The organism is Micromonospora sp. NPDC007230 (assembly GCF_042869115.1).
In the GTDB taxonomy this organism is placed as follows: Bacteria; Actinomycetota; Actinomycetes; order Mycobacteriales; family Micromonosporaceae; genus Micromonospora.
The window spans coordinates 1-14,957 of record NZ_JBIAFE010000021.1; the positions used below are offsets into that span (position 1 = coordinate 1).

The 14,957-nt window shown below is 67.9% G+C and carries 13 protein-coding genes and 1 pseudogene; 4 read left to right on the forward strand and 10 right to left on the reverse strand.

The genetic code is table 11. The features are described 5' to 3' along the window. Nucleotides 1–215 (forward strand): annotated as a pseudogene (locus ACFYML_RS25840) (IS1380 family transposase); the annotation flags it as partial. Nucleotides 216–503: 288 nt separating this feature from the next. Next, nucleotides 504–1,973, forward strand: coding sequence for a hypothetical protein (locus ACFYML_RS25845; protein ID WP_387423093.1), 1,470 nt, complete (start codon nucleotides 504–506; stop codon nucleotides 1,971–1,973). A 102-nt stretch (nucleotides 1,974–2,075) separates the two neighbouring features. On the opposite strand, the gene ACFYML_RS25850 is transcribed toward ACFYML_RS25845, so the two are convergent. The 9 genes from ACFYML_RS25850 to ACFYML_RS25890 all read right to left on the reverse strand — a co-directional run bounded on the left by ACFYML_RS25850 (nucleotide 2,076) and on the right by ACFYML_RS25890 (nucleotide 12,249). After that, entirely contained in the window at nucleotides 2,076–3,686 is a 1,611-nt protein-coding gene (locus ACFYML_RS25850; protein WP_387423094.1) for a restriction endonuclease, read from the reverse strand. 546 nt (nucleotides 3,687–4,232) lie between these two features. Continuing rightward, the gene (locus tag ACFYML_RS25855; RefSeq protein ID WP_387423095.1) at nucleotides 4,233–5,003 is read right to left on the reverse strand and encodes a TatD family hydrolase; all 771 of its coding nucleotides are present in this window, start codon (nucleotides 5,001–5,003) and stop codon (nucleotides 4,233–4,235) included. Beyond that, nucleotides 5,000–6,286, reverse strand: a complete 1,287-nt coding sequence (locus ACFYML_RS25860; protein WP_387423096.1) for a hypothetical protein — start codon at nucleotides 6,284–6,286, stop codon at nucleotides 5,000–5,002. The genes ACFYML_RS25855 and ACFYML_RS25860 overlap by 4 nt, the downstream gene beginning before the upstream one ends. After that, the gene (locus ACFYML_RS25865; protein ID WP_387106667.1) at nucleotides 6,283–6,726 is read right to left on the reverse strand and encodes a hypothetical protein; all 444 of its coding nucleotides are present in this window, start codon (nucleotides 6,724–6,726) and stop codon (nucleotides 6,283–6,285) included. The genes ACFYML_RS25860 and ACFYML_RS25865 overlap by 4 nt, the downstream gene beginning before the upstream one ends. A 315-nt stretch (nucleotides 6,727–7,041) precedes the next feature. Next, nucleotides 7,042–8,859, reverse strand: coding sequence for a P-loop NTPase fold protein (locus ACFYML_RS25870; RefSeq protein ID WP_387423097.1), 1,818 nt, complete (start codon nucleotides 8,857–8,859; stop codon nucleotides 7,042–7,044). 678 nt (nucleotides 8,860–9,537) lie between these two features. Continuing rightward, on the reverse strand, nucleotides 9,538–10,389 hold the full coding sequence (locus ACFYML_RS25875; protein WP_387423221.1) for a DUF2637 domain-containing protein: 852 nt from the start codon (nucleotides 10,387–10,389) through the stop codon (nucleotides 9,538–9,540). Continuing rightward, the gene (locus ACFYML_RS25880; protein ID WP_387423098.1) at nucleotides 10,284–10,676 is read right to left on the reverse strand and encodes a hypothetical protein; all 393 of its coding nucleotides are present in this window, start codon (nucleotides 10,674–10,676) and stop codon (nucleotides 10,284–10,286) included. The genes ACFYML_RS25875 and ACFYML_RS25880 overlap by 106 nt, the downstream gene beginning before the upstream one ends. A gap of 242 nt (nucleotides 10,677–10,918) precedes the next feature. After that, complete coding sequence (locus ACFYML_RS25885; protein ID WP_387423099.1) at nucleotides 10,919–11,359, reverse strand: VOC family protein; 441 nt, start codon at nucleotides 11,357–11,359, stop codon at nucleotides 10,919–10,921. Between the two features lie 242 nt (nucleotides 11,360–11,601). Next, nucleotides 11,602–12,249, reverse strand: a complete 648-nt coding sequence (locus tag ACFYML_RS25890) for a MerR family transcriptional regulator (RefSeq protein WP_387423100.1) — start codon at nucleotides 12,247–12,249, stop codon at nucleotides 11,602–11,604. Between the two features lie 89 nt (nucleotides 12,250–12,338). On the opposite strand from ACFYML_RS25890, the gene ACFYML_RS25895 reads away from it, so the two are divergent. Both ACFYML_RS25895 and ACFYML_RS25900 read left to right on the forward strand, forming a co-directional pair. Further along, entirely contained in the window at nucleotides 12,339–12,755 is a 417-nt protein-coding gene (locus ACFYML_RS25895; RefSeq protein ID WP_387423101.1) for a hypothetical protein, read from the forward strand. 120 nt (nucleotides 12,756–12,875) lie between these two features. After that, a complete protein-coding gene (locus ACFYML_RS25900; RefSeq protein ID WP_387423102.1) occupies nucleotides 12,876–13,217 on the forward strand; it encodes a VOC family protein in 342 nt (113 codons plus the stop codon). 61 nt (nucleotides 13,218–13,278) lie between these two features. Here the strand turns inward: ACFYML_RS25900 and ACFYML_RS25905 are convergent, their stop codons facing one another. Next, a complete protein-coding gene (locus ACFYML_RS25905; protein WP_387423103.1) occupies nucleotides 13,279–14,853 on the reverse strand; it encodes an MFS transporter in 1,575 nt (524 codons plus the stop codon). Nucleotides 14,854–14,957 lie beyond the last annotated feature (104 nt).

The following is a 14,957-nucleotide window of genomic DNA, read 5'->3' on the forward strand; positions in this document are numbered from 1 at the left end:
GCTGGCGCTACACCGCGTTCGTCACCAACACCGCTGTCGGCGCCTTGCAGTGGCTGGAAGCCCGCCACCGCGCCCACGCCCGCGTCGAAGACCGCGCCGCCCGCCTGGTCCGAGGCCAACGCCGCCGCCGGCTGCGCATCCCATCAACCTGGCCCTGGGCCGAAGAGATCACCGCCGCGTTCACCCGGATCGCGGCGATCCCCGCCCCCGGCTGACCAGCTCAGCCCTGACCCGACGACCGGAGGAACCAAGGAGACCACGCCCACCGCCGCGACAGACGGCCCACCACCATGCCCTCAACTCAAACGCATCGAACAACAGCGATCATGGGCGCGGGGCCACAACCGGCGACCTCAGCCGTGAATGATCGAGGCTAGGGCAGCCCTGGCGACTCGCGCTTGGTCTTGCCGGAGCGACGCTGATTGTTGGTGCTGGCCACTGGAGGCCATTGACCAGCGTCACCATAATGACTGAGTGGCAACCAACCGCTACGGAACGTTCGAATGAGCGTCTCCTGGTCACAGGTCGAGCAGTGGCTCGATGTCGCCCACGACTGGCTGGTCCAGATGGAGCCCGAACCGCTGCGGCAGGCACCTTTGCCAGCGCGGCTGGCGGTGCTTTGGGTGATCATGGCCGTGGCCTCTGGAACGCTGAAGGCAATGCCGAGCGCGCTGGGAGAAGTGGCGGCGATCGGCACGCATCGGCTGGCTCGGCGGGTCGCCACCCATTCCGCGCCGGTGTTCATCGACCTTCTCGCCGCGCTCACCGTGCGCTTGGAGCGGCTGATTCGCCGCTATGGGTTGGACCTGCAGTTCGGCGAGCGGTACGTCACGCCCGAGGACGTGGCCGACAGCGAGCCGTCGTCCGTAGGGAACCTCCCCGCCGGGCCGCCACGGGCAAGTCATCCCGTCGCCAAGATCATCGCCGGTGCATTCCTGGCGCTGCTGATGCTGGCTGAGATTCTCGCGGCGACGCTGCGGTGGATGGCCCGACTCGCGTTTCGCCCGTCCTTCACCAACCTGGTGGCCTGGACGGCGGTGCTGTGGTACTTGGGGTGGTTCGCGCCTCTCGCGGCGTGGGCCGATCGCCTTACCGTCCCGGCCGTTCCGCTCACTCAGGTCATCGCGGTTTTGACGATCGCGGTGCTGGCCTACGCCACGCTAGGGTCTGACCTGCGGGGCCGGTCTGAGATCAACAAAACCGCGTCAGTCGAGATTCGAAAGGTCCTGCTCGCCGCCCAGCAACCGCTTAGCCGAGTGGCCGACACGCTCCGAGAGACACGCACCATCGTCGCTGCTTACACTCGCCAGTTCCCTGACCCCGCCTGGCTCGCTCAGGCTTTCGGTGACGAAGGCTGCCGATGGCGGTTCAACACCATCGATCACCCCGACCGATGGTTTCGGCGGATGCCATCAGTAGCGATGTTCGTGCGAGATGTGCTGGAGCCGGAATCCTCTGCTGCGGATGCCAAGCACGCCCACTCGGCCGCCATCCTGCGGACGCAGCGACAAGTCCGTACCGATCGACTCGCCACCCTGGCCAAGGAGCTCACCGAGGCCGAGAACCGCGTCCACGAACTCGCGCTGGCGATCACTGAGCAGGGATTCAGTCACAAGCTCAGTGCCGTACTCCCGGGCCCGGTCAACCATGCGTGGGTACACCTGACCGGCCGGCGCTTCCACCGCGGGCTGGCCCAGACGCTGCCACTAGCCGGGGATCCGGAGTGGTACGCGCAGTACTTCCCCAGCGAGCTGGAGCTACGCAGGGTCTGGGCCAACGCAACCACCCCCGAGAGACGCAACCTGGCAGCCGCCCATATCGCGCGGGAAATCCGCCGCGCCAACGGCGCTGCCCACGCAGACCTGTGGCAATTGGCCATTACCGAACAGCGAGTCCATATGCTGGTAGAAGGCATCGGAGCCATGCTGCACCCCAGACCGCTGGAACGGCTACGGCAAGCCATCCACAAGTAATGGCTCCCGGATCTGCTTGCCGTGCGGGTGTGAAAGGTTCAGCGTCGCCTCGCAGGCGGCGGCGAGCATGCCATCACGCGCCACCGGGCCTCGCTTCGAACGCTAATGGTTGCCAGCCACCGGCGTGTTCCCTGTTGCTGTTTCTGGTCCGGTTGTTGCTGTCCGCGGGCGCTTGATGCCGATCAGGACGTCTTTGCCGAGGTGCTCTTTGATCAGGTAGGTGAGGCGGTTGCCGTCGATGAGTTCGATCCGTCCGTGTTCGCGGGCCTTTTGCCAGGAGCGGGGTGTGAACCAGGAGGTGGTGACGAGGATGCCGTGTCCGGCTTTCTTCTCTTCGATGGCGCCGGCGAGTTCGCGGATGTGGCTGACGCCCACGGCGTCCTTGTAGCGCTTGGCCTGCACGATGCTCAGCCTGCCGAGCAGGGCTGAGCGGTTGACGACGACGGCGTCGACTCCGTCGTCGTAGTTCTGTTCGGTGGTCCAGCTTTCCACGCCCATCGCCTCGAAGATCTGCCGGACCAGGTGTTCGAACTCGGTGGGGCTCATCCTCATCAGGTCGGGGCGCGAGTCGAGCGTGGAGACGGCGTCCATGCCGTCGACGAAGGAGAACTTGGTCAGGTCGAAGTCCAGGATCGGAGTGATCGGCTCCAGCTCGTACGGGTGCGGCGAGACGAGGGCGTTGAGGTGGCGCAGGCACACCTCGGGACGGACCTGGGCGAGGACGAGTTGAGCGAACAACTCACGTTCGACGTTGAGGCTGATCAGGCAGGGGTATTCGCGCTGCCCGGTGCCGGGGTTGATCGCGTCGACGTGGCCGTTGAACCCGATGCTGGCAAGCTGTGGATCCGCTTCGAACAGGTTGTGCAACGTCAGGAGCGCTACCTGGGCGACGAGCGATCGGTACAGCTCGCTGGTCTCCTTCGTGGGTCGTGGGACTGGTTGGATCTCGTCGCGGGTCTGGACGTACTTGTATCCACGCACGGTGGGTACAGCGTCGCGGCCGGGGAGCTGCATGCGTACGACGATCTGCGCCTGCTGGGGACTGAAGGTGATCTCCGCGCGCCGGGGGAAGTCGTCTGGCAGGGGGACCTGGTTGAGGGCGAGCCCGAGGACCGACTCGACGGTCTTTCGGTCGCGAGCGCGGTAGTTGGTGATCAGTTGCTCGACGTGTCGGTTGTGCTCCTCAACCTCCGCCAGATGTTGCCGGACCCGCTCGTCATGATTGCTGCGTGCCGCGTCGAGCCGCCTCCGCCGGTCGGCGTCGGCGGCTTGCCATGCCTGGATGGCCTGCTGATGGGCGGCGCGGGCATGGGCGAGCTGCTGCTGGTAGCGGTTCTGCCCGCCGAGGAGCCGGCTGACCATGCCGGGCTGCGGTGGCTCGAATTGCCCCCAGGCCGGCTGCGCGGCAACCGTGGCGAGGTCGCCCGGATTGAACGGCTGCTGCGAGGGCTGACGCTTGAGCGAGGTCAGGTCGATTCGAGCGGTGTGGCGTAGGCCGGAGGTGAGGATCGCTTGGAGCTGCCGTGCCCGGGTCTCGACCTCAGCGGTCCGTAGCTCGGTCTCGCGCTTCTGGTCGGCGATGTGCTGGTCTCGTTTTGCCCGATCAGCGGCCTTGGCCGTAGCTGCGGTGGCGCGCTGTTGCCGCTCGAGTTCTCGTACCTGCTGGCGTTGCCAGCGTTCCGATCCATTCGGCGAGGGAGACCTACGCGCCATCCAGTTGCCTCCGGTGAAGAACTCGGGCTGCTGTTTCAGCGCGGCCAGGCTATCGCCGGGAATCGCCCCCGTCTAGCCGTGTGTAGCCGAATCATTACTTGAGGCGTTCGGACGTCACGCTGCCTCTGTTCCCGCGCTGCGGAGGTCGCGCACCAAGCTATGAGTGGTGCGATCTGCTGAGGGCCCGCAGTGGCCGACGCGATCTGTACCGTTTGACAATGAGCCACGACCCCTCATGGATGAGGTCGAGGACGGATGGCGCTCAGCCATGAACGACCCCCGATCCGAAGGATCTGCCGCAGCCGATGACGGCGGCGCGGACGGAGCCGAGGGGCACGACACCCGTCCTCGCCTCGACAAGCAGGTCGACGACTTCGCGCAGAGGCGTGTCCGGCCGCGGGGGCCTGTCACGCACGAAAAGACACCGCACTTCAAAGTTATGTATTTGTGGTCCTGGGACGGCCACCCAAGCGCGGGGCCTGCAGCCAGCCCTCGGAGGCGATGCTGGCCGGGTAGGCCGCCGACCGTGACGTCGCCCCGTCTGGGTCAGCCGGCGGCGGCGAGCTGGCGCAGCAGAGTCCTATTGAGCAGAGCGGAGCAGCCGGTCTCGCTGACCAGCCGGCTCAGGTTTCGCCACATGAGGGTGCGGATCTCGGTGGCGCTGCCGCCGTAGTGCCGGCCGAGCGCGGTCTCGACGGTGGTGGTGTTGCCGGGCATGCGTGGTTGCGGGGCAGTGCGGTCGCCGAAGGGGTGGTCGGTCTCCGGCAGGATCCGGTCGAGGGGCAGCTGACCCAGGGTGCCGATGCGTTTCACCGCGCTGGCGTTCAGCGAGAAGTAGCAACCGAGCTCGACTGCATGGCGGGTCTGCTCTGCGGTTCCGGTCCACCAGTGCAGGACCGTTCCGCGGATCGGCCTGTGCGTCAAAGCGGCCAGGACCTCGTCGTGCGCGCCGGCCGAATGGATGCTGGCCAGGCGTGGCTGGCGCTGCAGCACGCCGAGGATCGCGTCGAATGTGACCATTTGCCTTTCCAGGCCGCCCTTGCGGGAGCCGTCCAAGCCGATTTCGCTGACGTACGGCGTGCGGGCCACCAAATCCTCGAACTGCGCGACGTCGAAGCTGGTGTGGTTGCGGGCCAGACCAGGATGACAGCCAGCACCCCAGATCACGCGAGGGTCGCGCCGCCGCAGGGCGGTGCGGGACTCGGTGAGGGTGCGGCAGGCCGCGAAGACGATGCCGGGCAGCGCGATGAGCTCAGCGGCGTCGATAGCCACGTCGACGTGGGCATGCAGATCGAGGGGAGCCAGCCGTGCGGTCATCGGGAGAGGGTCTCCAGTTCGTGCATGCCACGTTCGATCAGCGACTTCGCGTCGGCCAAGGGGTAGTGGTCGGGCAGGGTGAGGGTGATCAGGTCGGCGGTGCGCAGGCCACGGCCCAAGAACCCGCGCAGTGACGCCGCGACCGACTTGTCGCGCAGGTAGGCGGCCAGGCGCGGATCGTCTTTTGTGTCGAGGTAGCTGGTGTGGTCGGTGAGGTGACTGGCGCGAAACGAGGCCCGGCGCAGCAGGCAGCCGAAACACACCCCGCAATGCGACAACACCGGGTAGCCGAGGCTGCGATGTCCGGTGTGGCCGCAGGAGTGTGTCATCGATAGAAACTCCGAGGCCGCCTTCGCCCCGACCAGGTCCCTGACCCGGGTGAACATCTCGCCCTTGGTCATCGCCGACAGGGGATTGCTGATCGGCGCGTGTGCCCCGGTGACGGTGGCGAGGCGGCTGAGCTCGTGCAGGAAGTACGGGTGGGTGGTGCGGGTGGACACGCTGCCGCGCTGGTCGGCGCCCAGCGGCAGGTTCAGCGACGCGAAGCCGTTCTCCGGGATGTGCAGCTCGACCTGTTCGATGGAGGCCATGGCCAGTCCGAGCGCGAGGAACAGCAGGGAGCGCGTGCGCGTCGAGCGTTCGTCGGGGAACCGGTGTCCGTTCGGCTGGGTGGTCTTGCGACTGAACCGGATCTGATGGTGGGCAAGACCACGGCTGCCGGTCAGCGCAGCGATCCGGGTGGCGACCTCACGTTGCCGGGGCGCGAGGTTGGTGGCGCCGATGTGGGAGAACAGCAGCTGGCGGCGCTCGCCGAGCTCGTGCTGCGACAACAGGGCACCGACGGCGGAGTCGGCGCCGCCGCTGAGCAGGACCACCCGATGCGCGCCGGCATACCGGTAGGTGGCGGCCTCGGTGGGCAGCTGGGCCGGGTGGAAAGCCAGCGACCAAGCGTCGCCGGACAGGAACCCGAGCAGAGCTTCCCAGTGCGCCTGGCTGGCTTGCCACGCATCGGGATCGGTGACCGGGATGTGTAGCTGTAATCGGCGCTGCGACCAGCTCGAGCCGTTGGCGCGGCGGGTCACGGACCGGTCGGCGGCGTAGACCAGGACGGCGAGGCGGACCAGGTCGGCATTGGCCGGCCGAACCGGTCCGAACTGGCCCAGGCTCGGGCCGACCGGGCTGGTGAAGGAGCCGACCGCTTTCGGGGTCCAGTAGAACGTCGAGCGTGCAGCGTCGTGCGAGAGTTGCTCGGGGAGGGTGAAGGCCATCGTGAAGGTGTTCATGGCCGGCCCCAGATCGTGCGCAACGATTCGATGCCCTTCTCGATAGCACGTCTCAATTCGCCTTCGGTAGCGCCGGTGACGCTCAGTGGCGCGTTGTCGGCCAGCACTCGGGCGGTGGCGCGCATCTCGTCCTCGGCGGCCAAGACCGCCGCCGCGGTCGGGTCGCCCTGCTGCAGGCGGGCGGCCGTCTCGCTGCAGGCCGCTTCGAACACGATCAGCGCGATCGTCTCGCGGACGATCTCGTCCGCCGTCGGTGCGGCACCGTCGGCTTGCTCCTGCAAGATCCAGCTTGCGATGTCAGCAGCGACCAGCCGCTGCTCGTGATCTTCAATCGTGCCGTCCTGCAGCGGTCCGCACGCCGCGTCGACGATGGCTTTAGTGACCTGTAACGGGTCGGGGTTGGCGCGCAGCGCGTCATAGTCGAGCCCGAGGTCACGCACCGCCTGGGCATCGCCGGTCCGTAGTCCATAGGCGGCCGCCGCAGCTCGGCTCGCCGTCCGAGCCGACCCCGCGATCGTCCGTTGAGCGCCCCCGCCCGCACCACCGCCTCCGCCGCCGGCGCCTCCTGCTCCACCTCCGGGTCCGTCACCACCGCCACCGAACAGCCGCAGGGCCGGTGCCAGCGCCGCGGGTGTCAACGGCGGGCGGGGCTGGTTACCACTGGCTCCACTGCCGACCCACTGCGCGACCGCGTCACGCAGATCCTTACCGGCCTTACCGCCGCCGCCGGTGTAGGAGCCTTTCGTCCCCACCGGCTACCGCCCGCCGCGCAGCACGAGGCCCAGAGCGTTCCGCACCGGTCCGTCGGTGGTGGCATCGTGCCACTGCTGCAACACCGGAGCGAAGACCTGGGCGTCGTTCTGGAACCTCATGATCGCCGCGACGGTCAGGTCGTCGGCGGGCACCGTCTGCAAAGCCCGGTTGGCGGCCTCCGCCGCTTGCTGGTAGCGCGGGACCAGCCGCACGATGGCGGCGAACGCGGCGGGCTGGTTGCTCGGCTGGTCCCGGCCGACTCGCCCGAAGTATTCGATCAGCAGGGTCGCATCGGTGAGACCGAGAGCGTCGAGGTCGGCGTCGGTCACCGACTTCTGCTCGGCGCGTGAGTGGGACAGCAGGTTCGCGGCCAGATCCCGCAGCCGGCTCGGCAGCCCGGTGTCGAGCAGCAGCTTGCCGGTGAACGACGCCGCCAGGTACAGGTACGGGGCGAGGTCATCGCCGGCCAGCGCAGGCGGAAGCTTCGCCCATCGCAGCAGATCATCACTGAACTGCATCGCAGCCGGGGGAGCAGCTGTGGTCTTCGGTGCACGACGGTCCTTGCCCGCCGGCTCCGGTGAAGCCTCCGGAGTAGCGTCAGTCTCGGGTGCCGGACCGCGGGCCGTCCTGCCCGCAGCCTTCTCTAGGGCGCGGATCTGCTCGCGCAGGTCGCCCTTGGCCAGCCAGTCGAGGACGTGCGTGAAACCGTCCTTGATGAGCTTCTCCAGGACCATCAGCTTCGCAACGACCTCCTCGTCCAGGGTGATCCCGCGGTGCGCGGCCACCGCCTGCCGCACCCGTAGGTCGTTGAGGAACCGTTTGATCCGGCGTGGGTTACCCCGCAGCTTCTCGTACAGGATCGGGGTCAGGCGGGCCGCGAACGCCATCTGATCGGTGATGACGCGACCGGTGATCACAGTGCCGAGGTCGTCGAGGGCTCCGCCGATGCGCCGCTGGTCATCGCAGTGCCGCGTGTACGACCTCAGCTCCTCGCGTTCGGTTACGTGCAACAACTGGAGCAGGATCAAATATGCCTCGGTGTCGAACCTACTCAGCGCAGGGATCGGCACGGTCGTCTGCACGATTTTGTGCAGGTAGAGGCTGGCCGGTTCCTCCGGGAGGAACTCGTCGGCCGAATCCGGTGCCCGGCTGGGAGCCGGGAACCGGTCCCGGATCGCGTCGGCGACCCGGTCCTCGTCGGCGGCGATGACGAAGGCCATCTTCGGCACGGCCAAGAACAGCCGTATCGCCTCCAGCGTCTCGACCACGGTGTCAGGCAGGCACCGGTCGAGGTCGTCAACGAGCACGACCACGCGTTCCACCCCGGCAAGGCCCGGGGACTCCATCAGCGCTTCGAACTCGCCCCGGAACTGCTCAAGGCCGCGCGATGGGCCGGGCCCGTTGTCCGATGGTTCGGCGACCAAGTCCAGCACATCGTCGAGCTTGGGTAACTGCATCGTGATGCCAGCACGGGCGGTCAGCTTGATCGCCTTGGACCATTGAACCCGTTTGGTGAGTTTCTTGGCCAGCTCCAGAGTGGCACGAGACCCGGTTTCGGTGTTGATTTCGTGCAGCTTGCGGGTGATGGCGGCGAGGATCTCACCGATCAGGGCCTCTTTCGCGCCCGCGCTGGGGTCGTAGCGCCACGGGTCGGTGCTGACGATCAAGATCTGCTTGTCGGGGCCGAGATTGCGTTCCTTGAGGCCGCTCTCGATGAGCTTGAGGACGGTGGTCTTCCCGCTGCCCCACGCCCCGGACACCCCGACCGCCACTGGGTCGAGGGTTTCGTCCAGCACGGCGTCGATCACTGTCGTCGCCACGGCGGAAAACGCCAGCAAATCGATGTTGTCGGGCTCGTCAGACCACAGCCCCGACCGAGGCCCCTGACCTGGCTCCACGCACGTCCTCCCCGACTATACGTGCGCCGGCGGACGCTGCGCCCGACGGCGCAGACAGTCTCCGCTTCGTACACCTGTCCGGGAACCCGACACGCCGACCGGCATGATCCGGCCGAGGTTTACCCATTCGGGTGACATGCCGGTGGCCCGGACGCTTCCATCGAATAGGCGTTAAGGCATGGGTCCCGGCCCGCGGAAGGCATCAAGGCCTTCGATGCGGGCCTGATGCGGGCGAGGCGTAACGGCGGGAGCATGCCGCCCAGCCTCGCCGCCCTGCCACATCCCCCCGGGCTCTTGACACCTTGAGAAGCCGCCGCTGACGATTGGATGAGAAGTCTCATGCAGCGCTACATCACCCCGACGAAGAACTCCTCGCCGCTGCGGTTGTGGCAGCATGCCGTCGGTCAGGCTGAGCCTACCCAGGTGGGAGCCTGCAGTAATGAGGCCACGAACGTTCTCTCGCACTCCCTAAACCGGCTCCTGTCAGATTCTGCGAACTCCTCAACTTCGTGATCTTGTATCTGGCCGGAGGTCTGATGGGTAGAAGATGGCAAGAGCGGCAAAGCGGAAATTTTGGGGAGGCCGTTCCGCAGGTCGTCGTCAAACCCTTCGAGAAGAACCTTCTGCTGGTTTTCTCGCATCCTCAAGCTTGTCCGCCGCAAGGCGTCGGACGTGACGTTCGGACACGCCCGCGGCCACAGCCAACTCCGCCAGGCTGGCCTGGGGACGTTCGGCGCGAAGTCGGGCTACGACATCTGCCGTCCGCTCCGCGCGCCCTGTCACTCGCCTGCGTTGCCCGCTTCGCCGCAGAGGTGGCGACACCCCAGCCGTCGCCAAACCGTCGGCGACTCTGGTTTGCTGCGCTTGCTTCGTCTCAGTCACCGAGTCCGACGGGTGCGACTCCATTGGTGGCGCAGACGCAGCACCGGAGGCCAGCGGTTGCTGAGGGCGGACGATGTCTGGCGATCGAGGGTCGTTGCCTGGGGCCGGTTGCGCTCTAGTCAGCATCTCCACGACCAGCAACAACGCCACCGCCGGCCAGGCCGCCACGATCCGCGCGCCGAGGCTCGGCTCGGCGGCGGCGATGTTCGCCGCCACGCTGGCCGCCACCCCGACCGCGAACGCCGTCCGAGCCGACCAGCGCACCCTCCGGCCGGCGCGCTTGTCCTCGACCATGGCCGCCGACGCGACGACCAGCATCCCGTCGACCGACAACGGAAGTACGTAGGCGACCTCGGGACGCTCACCGAACCTCAACGCCACGGCGACCATGTGACTCCACGACGACCAGGCAGCAATCCCGGCCACCGCCACCGTGCTCACGTCTCGGGCAAGCCGGGTCGGCGTCATCGAACCACCCCCGACCCGGGCCGTCGCTCGATGGCCTGAACCTCGACGGGGTCCACGGAAGGACGTCCACCGATGTCCAACCGCGTCTGGACATCGACCCATCGCCGCCACCGGTCGACGACTTCGCCCGCGTCGAGACCGGTCGCTTTCGCGATGTCCGTCAGGTCCGCGCCCGCCCGCAGCGCGGTGTGGATCATTGAGGGTTGCCAGCGAGTCCACCAGGACACCACCGCAGCGGACAACGCCAGCTCCGTCAGGACGTCATCGAGTCCGGTTCCCGGCGTCCGAGCGACGGCATGGTCATGAAGATCGAGAAGGAGTTGGAACGGGTTGATCTCTTCCGCATCGGCGAACCGCACCGGCGGGTCGGACGGGTGGCCCGGGTTCATCGGGCACCGCCCGGTGCCCGTGAGCTGGGCAAAGCCAGCGGTAAGGGGTCACCGGCGATCGTGGCGGTGTGGTTCGCATGGTGGTACCTCCGGCCCACCCAAGCAAAAAGCCCTGGTGGGGGACACAATCCCCCACCAGGGCTTTTCTCGTTTCTGCTGCTCTCGGTGCCTACGCGCCCGGCGCCGCTCCCGGGCGCGGGTGCCCGGGAGGTTCTTCGGGCGGAGGGTCCCTTCGCCGGCCTTCAGCTGAGCTGTTCGGCCAGTCCGATGATGATGCCCTCGGGGCCGCAGACGTAGCAGAGCCGATAGATGTCCTCGTACTGCACCACCTCGCCGACGAGTTCGGCGCCGTGGGCGCGCAGGCGGGCAACGACGTCCTCGATGTCGTCGACGGCGAACATGACGCGACGAATGCCCAGCGTGTTCGCCGGCGCGTCCTTTGGCTCGGCGCTGATCGCCTTCGGCGTGTGGAACATCGCGAGCTCGATTCGGCCGTGGCCGTCCGGGGTCCGCAGCATCGCGATGTCCTGTCGGACGTCGTCGATCCCGATGACCCGCTCCACCCAGCGCCCCTCGACTGGCGTCTTGCCCTCCAGCTCCATGCCAAGTTCGACGAAGAACGAAATAACAGCGTCAAGGTCCTCGACAACGATGAGGACGTTGTCCATCCGCTGGATCGTCATGCTGGGTCTCCTTGGTGTGGTACGGCCACCGTGGCCGCGTCCGCTCCTGAGACGGAGCCGCCAGGCCGTTCTCGACATCCTTTGCGACATCTTCTTCGGGAACCTGTCGGCGTGGCCGCGACCGGGCCGCGTGTCTGCTCTGCCTTCCCAGGCGGCGCGCCGTCCAGCCCGGCGGCGATGGCCTGATCGTGGTCCGGGGTGGCGCCTGGTGGCTCGGCGAATGTTCACGGCCGGCCCGCTCGCTATCGACCGGACGCGGACGCCGGGCCCAGCAGGCGGGCGGAGATGCTTTCCTGGGCCAGTAGGCGCAGCGCCGCGATGAGTGTCTCGCCGAGGATGGTGCCGATCACCACGCTCTCGGCGATCTGGTCAGGGTCGGCGTGCGACGTGACCGCCGCGAGTTCGAGCTCGGTGAACCGTTCCACGGCTTCCGCGTACGCATCGAGGTGACCGGCGAGGCTGTCCTGGCCGAGCGCACGCAGGGCGGTGACGGTCTCGACGAGTGTTGCGATGGCGGGCGCGTCTGGCTCGACGGCCCAGCCGCGCCGCGCTACGAGTTCCCGCACCTGTGCGGTGGCTGCGACGCGTACGTCGTCGTCGGCGGTCACCTGACGGTGGGGCGTGATGGCGCGGTGCACCGTCCCGATCCGCTCGTGCAGCGACATGGTTTCGGAGTCGAACGCCTGCAGGACGACCTTCACGCTGGCTACGGGGACCTGGGCCAACTCGATCAGGGCGCGAATCAGGCGCAGCCGGCGCAGGTGCCGCTCCCCGTACCTGGCCTGGTTGGGGCTGGTCAGCTCGCCCGGCGGGAGCAGGCCTTCCCGTAGGTAGTACTTGATCGTCGGCACGGCCACCCCCGACCGGCGACTCAGTTCCGCGATACGCATTTGCCGTCCCCTCCGCCTTCATGGATAGTATCAGTATCCGTAAGCGGACAGCGCCGCTATCCGTCACTACCCGACCCGAAGGAGACCTCGTGCAGACCCTGGCCCTCAGCACCGAGTCGCGGATCATCGCCGGAGCGGTGCTGCTCACGATCGTCACCATCCAGGTGGGTGGCTGGTTCATGACCCGCATCGCCCGTGGCGAGGTGCCGATGACCGACTTCCAGAAGTCCTTCGCGCGCGCCGGCCATGGTCACGCCGGCGTGCTGGTTCTGCTGAGCCTGGTCGCACTGCTCTATGTGGACGCCACCGATCTCAGCGGAGCCTTCCTGTGGACCGCACGGCTCGGAGTGCCGGTCGCCGCGATTCTGATGTCGGCGGGATTCTTCGCGTCGTCCGCCGGCAGGAACGTCACGGCACCGAACCGGTTCGTCTGGGTGCTGTGGGTAGGCGCGCTCGCTCTCGCCGCAGGGGTGGTGAGCCTCGGCGTCGGGCTGCTGACCGCCTGAACCGTTGCGGAGCCGGCCGGCACCCATTGCGGTGCCGGCCGGACTACGAGGAGACGGCACGCGCCTAGCACTAAACTTTCTGATTGCTCGGCCGCTGGCAAAGAGCTCTAGCATGGGCTGATGACCGTAGATCTTTTCGCGGGCATCCCCGTCCGCGACTACCCCACGGCGGCGGCCTGGTACGAGCGGCTCCTCGGCGCCCCGCCGTCGTTCCTGCCCAACGACACCGAGGCGGTGTGGGAGCTCGCCGAGCACCGGTACGTGTTCATCGAGGTGCGGCCCGAGCATGCCGGGCACGCCATGCACACTGTCTTCGTCGGCGACTTCGACGCCCGCATCGCCCAGATCGCCGAGCGCGGCCTGGAGCCGGCCGAGCGTGAGACCTACGCCAACGGCGTCCGCAAGGCCATCTTCCGCGACCCGGACGGCAACGAGATCGGCTTCGGCGGCGCGCCGGCCTGAGCGCGGGCCGACCTGACCGGGAAGTCCGGGCGCGACCCTCGATCCCTACCGCCCGGGACGGTCATCCCTGCGGGGGTGAGACGAAGTCCTTCGCGCGGATCAGGACGAAGGACAGGATCCCGGCGACGATGCTGACGATCGCCGCGAACAGCAGGACCTCGTTCAGCGCGCTGGCGAAGCTGCCGCGGGCGATCTCGACGAGCAGGCCGCGCTGCTGCGGCGGGACGGTCGCGAACAGTCGGCTCACGCTGCCGTTGCGCAGTGCTGTCGCGATCTCGGCGCTGTGCGGGGCCAGCGGGGTGCCGGCAGCTCGGGTCTGCACCATGGCGGTCAGTCGGTTGGCGAGCAGGGTGCCCAGCAGTGCGACGCCGGTGGCGATGCCGACCTGCCGGAACGTCAGGTTGATCCCGGACGCCATCCCCGACCGGCGCGGCGGCACGACCCCGACCGCCGTGGAGGCCAGCGGCGGGTTGACGAACCCGATGCCGATGCCCGTCGCGATCAGTCCCGGGATCAGGTGGGTCCACGACGAGGTGGCGGTGAGGCCGCGCATGAGTAGCAACCCGATGCCGACCAGCACCAGTCCCGGGCCGACGAGGGCGCGGACCGGCATCTTCGCGCTCAGCCGTCCCGCCACGCCGCTGGCGACCAGCACGCCGATGGAGAGGATGAGCAGCCGCAGGCCGGTCTGCAGGGCGGTGTAGCCGAGCACGTTCTGCAGGTAGAGGACCAGGTAGAGCAGCATCGAGAAGATGCTGAAGGAGAGGCCGAACGCGGCGATGTCCCCACCGACGAAGGTGGGCACCCGGAACAGCCGTAGATCGAACATCGGGTCCGCGGTGCGGGCCTCGATCAGCAGGAAGGCCACGAGCAGCACGGCGGCCGCGGCGAAGCAGGCGATCACCGGTGTCGCGGTGAAACTGCTGCGTCCCGCTTCGATGAGGGCGTAGACCAGGCAGGCGAGTGCCGCGGAGAAGATCACGAAGCCCGGCCAGTCCGGCCGCGCGCCCTGCTCGTCGCGCGACTCGACCACCTTGCGCAGGGTCAGGACCAGCGCGACGACACCGATGGGCACGTTGACGAAGAAGATCCACCGCCAGGACAGGCCCGACACCAGCGCGCCACCCACGATGGGCCCGACGGCGACGGCGACGCCGGCCAGGGCACCCCAGATACCGAAGGCCGTGCCGCGTTCGGCGCCGCGGAACGCGTTGGCCAGCAGGGCCAGCGAGACGGAGAACATGATGGCCCCGCCGATGCCCTGCAGGCCGCGGGACAGTTCGAGCATGAGCGGGGACTGCGCGACGCCGCACAGCGCCGACGCGGCGGTGAAGACGACCAGGCCGATCACGTAGAGCCGGCGGCGGCCGAACAGGTCCGCCAGCGACCCCGCGGTCAGCAGGAGTGCGGCCAGGGTCAGCGCGTAGGCGTCGACGACCCACTGCACGTCGGAGAAGGACGCCCCCAGCGACGCCTGGATGTCGGGCAGCGCGACGTTCACGATCGTCAGGTCGAGCAGCAGCATGAACGTGCCCAGACAGACGGCGGTGAGGGCCCACCATTTCGGGTCGGCCCCCGACGGGGAAGCCCCGTGGGCACCTGAGCTGGCGGTGTCGGGCCGGCTCGGCTCGGTCATAGCCCGGATGCTACCGACGACTTCGTACCCAAATTCACGTTTGGGGCATATGTGCTAGTGGGGTTGCCTCACGACTGCGCGACGACATCCCGATCGTCCGCGAC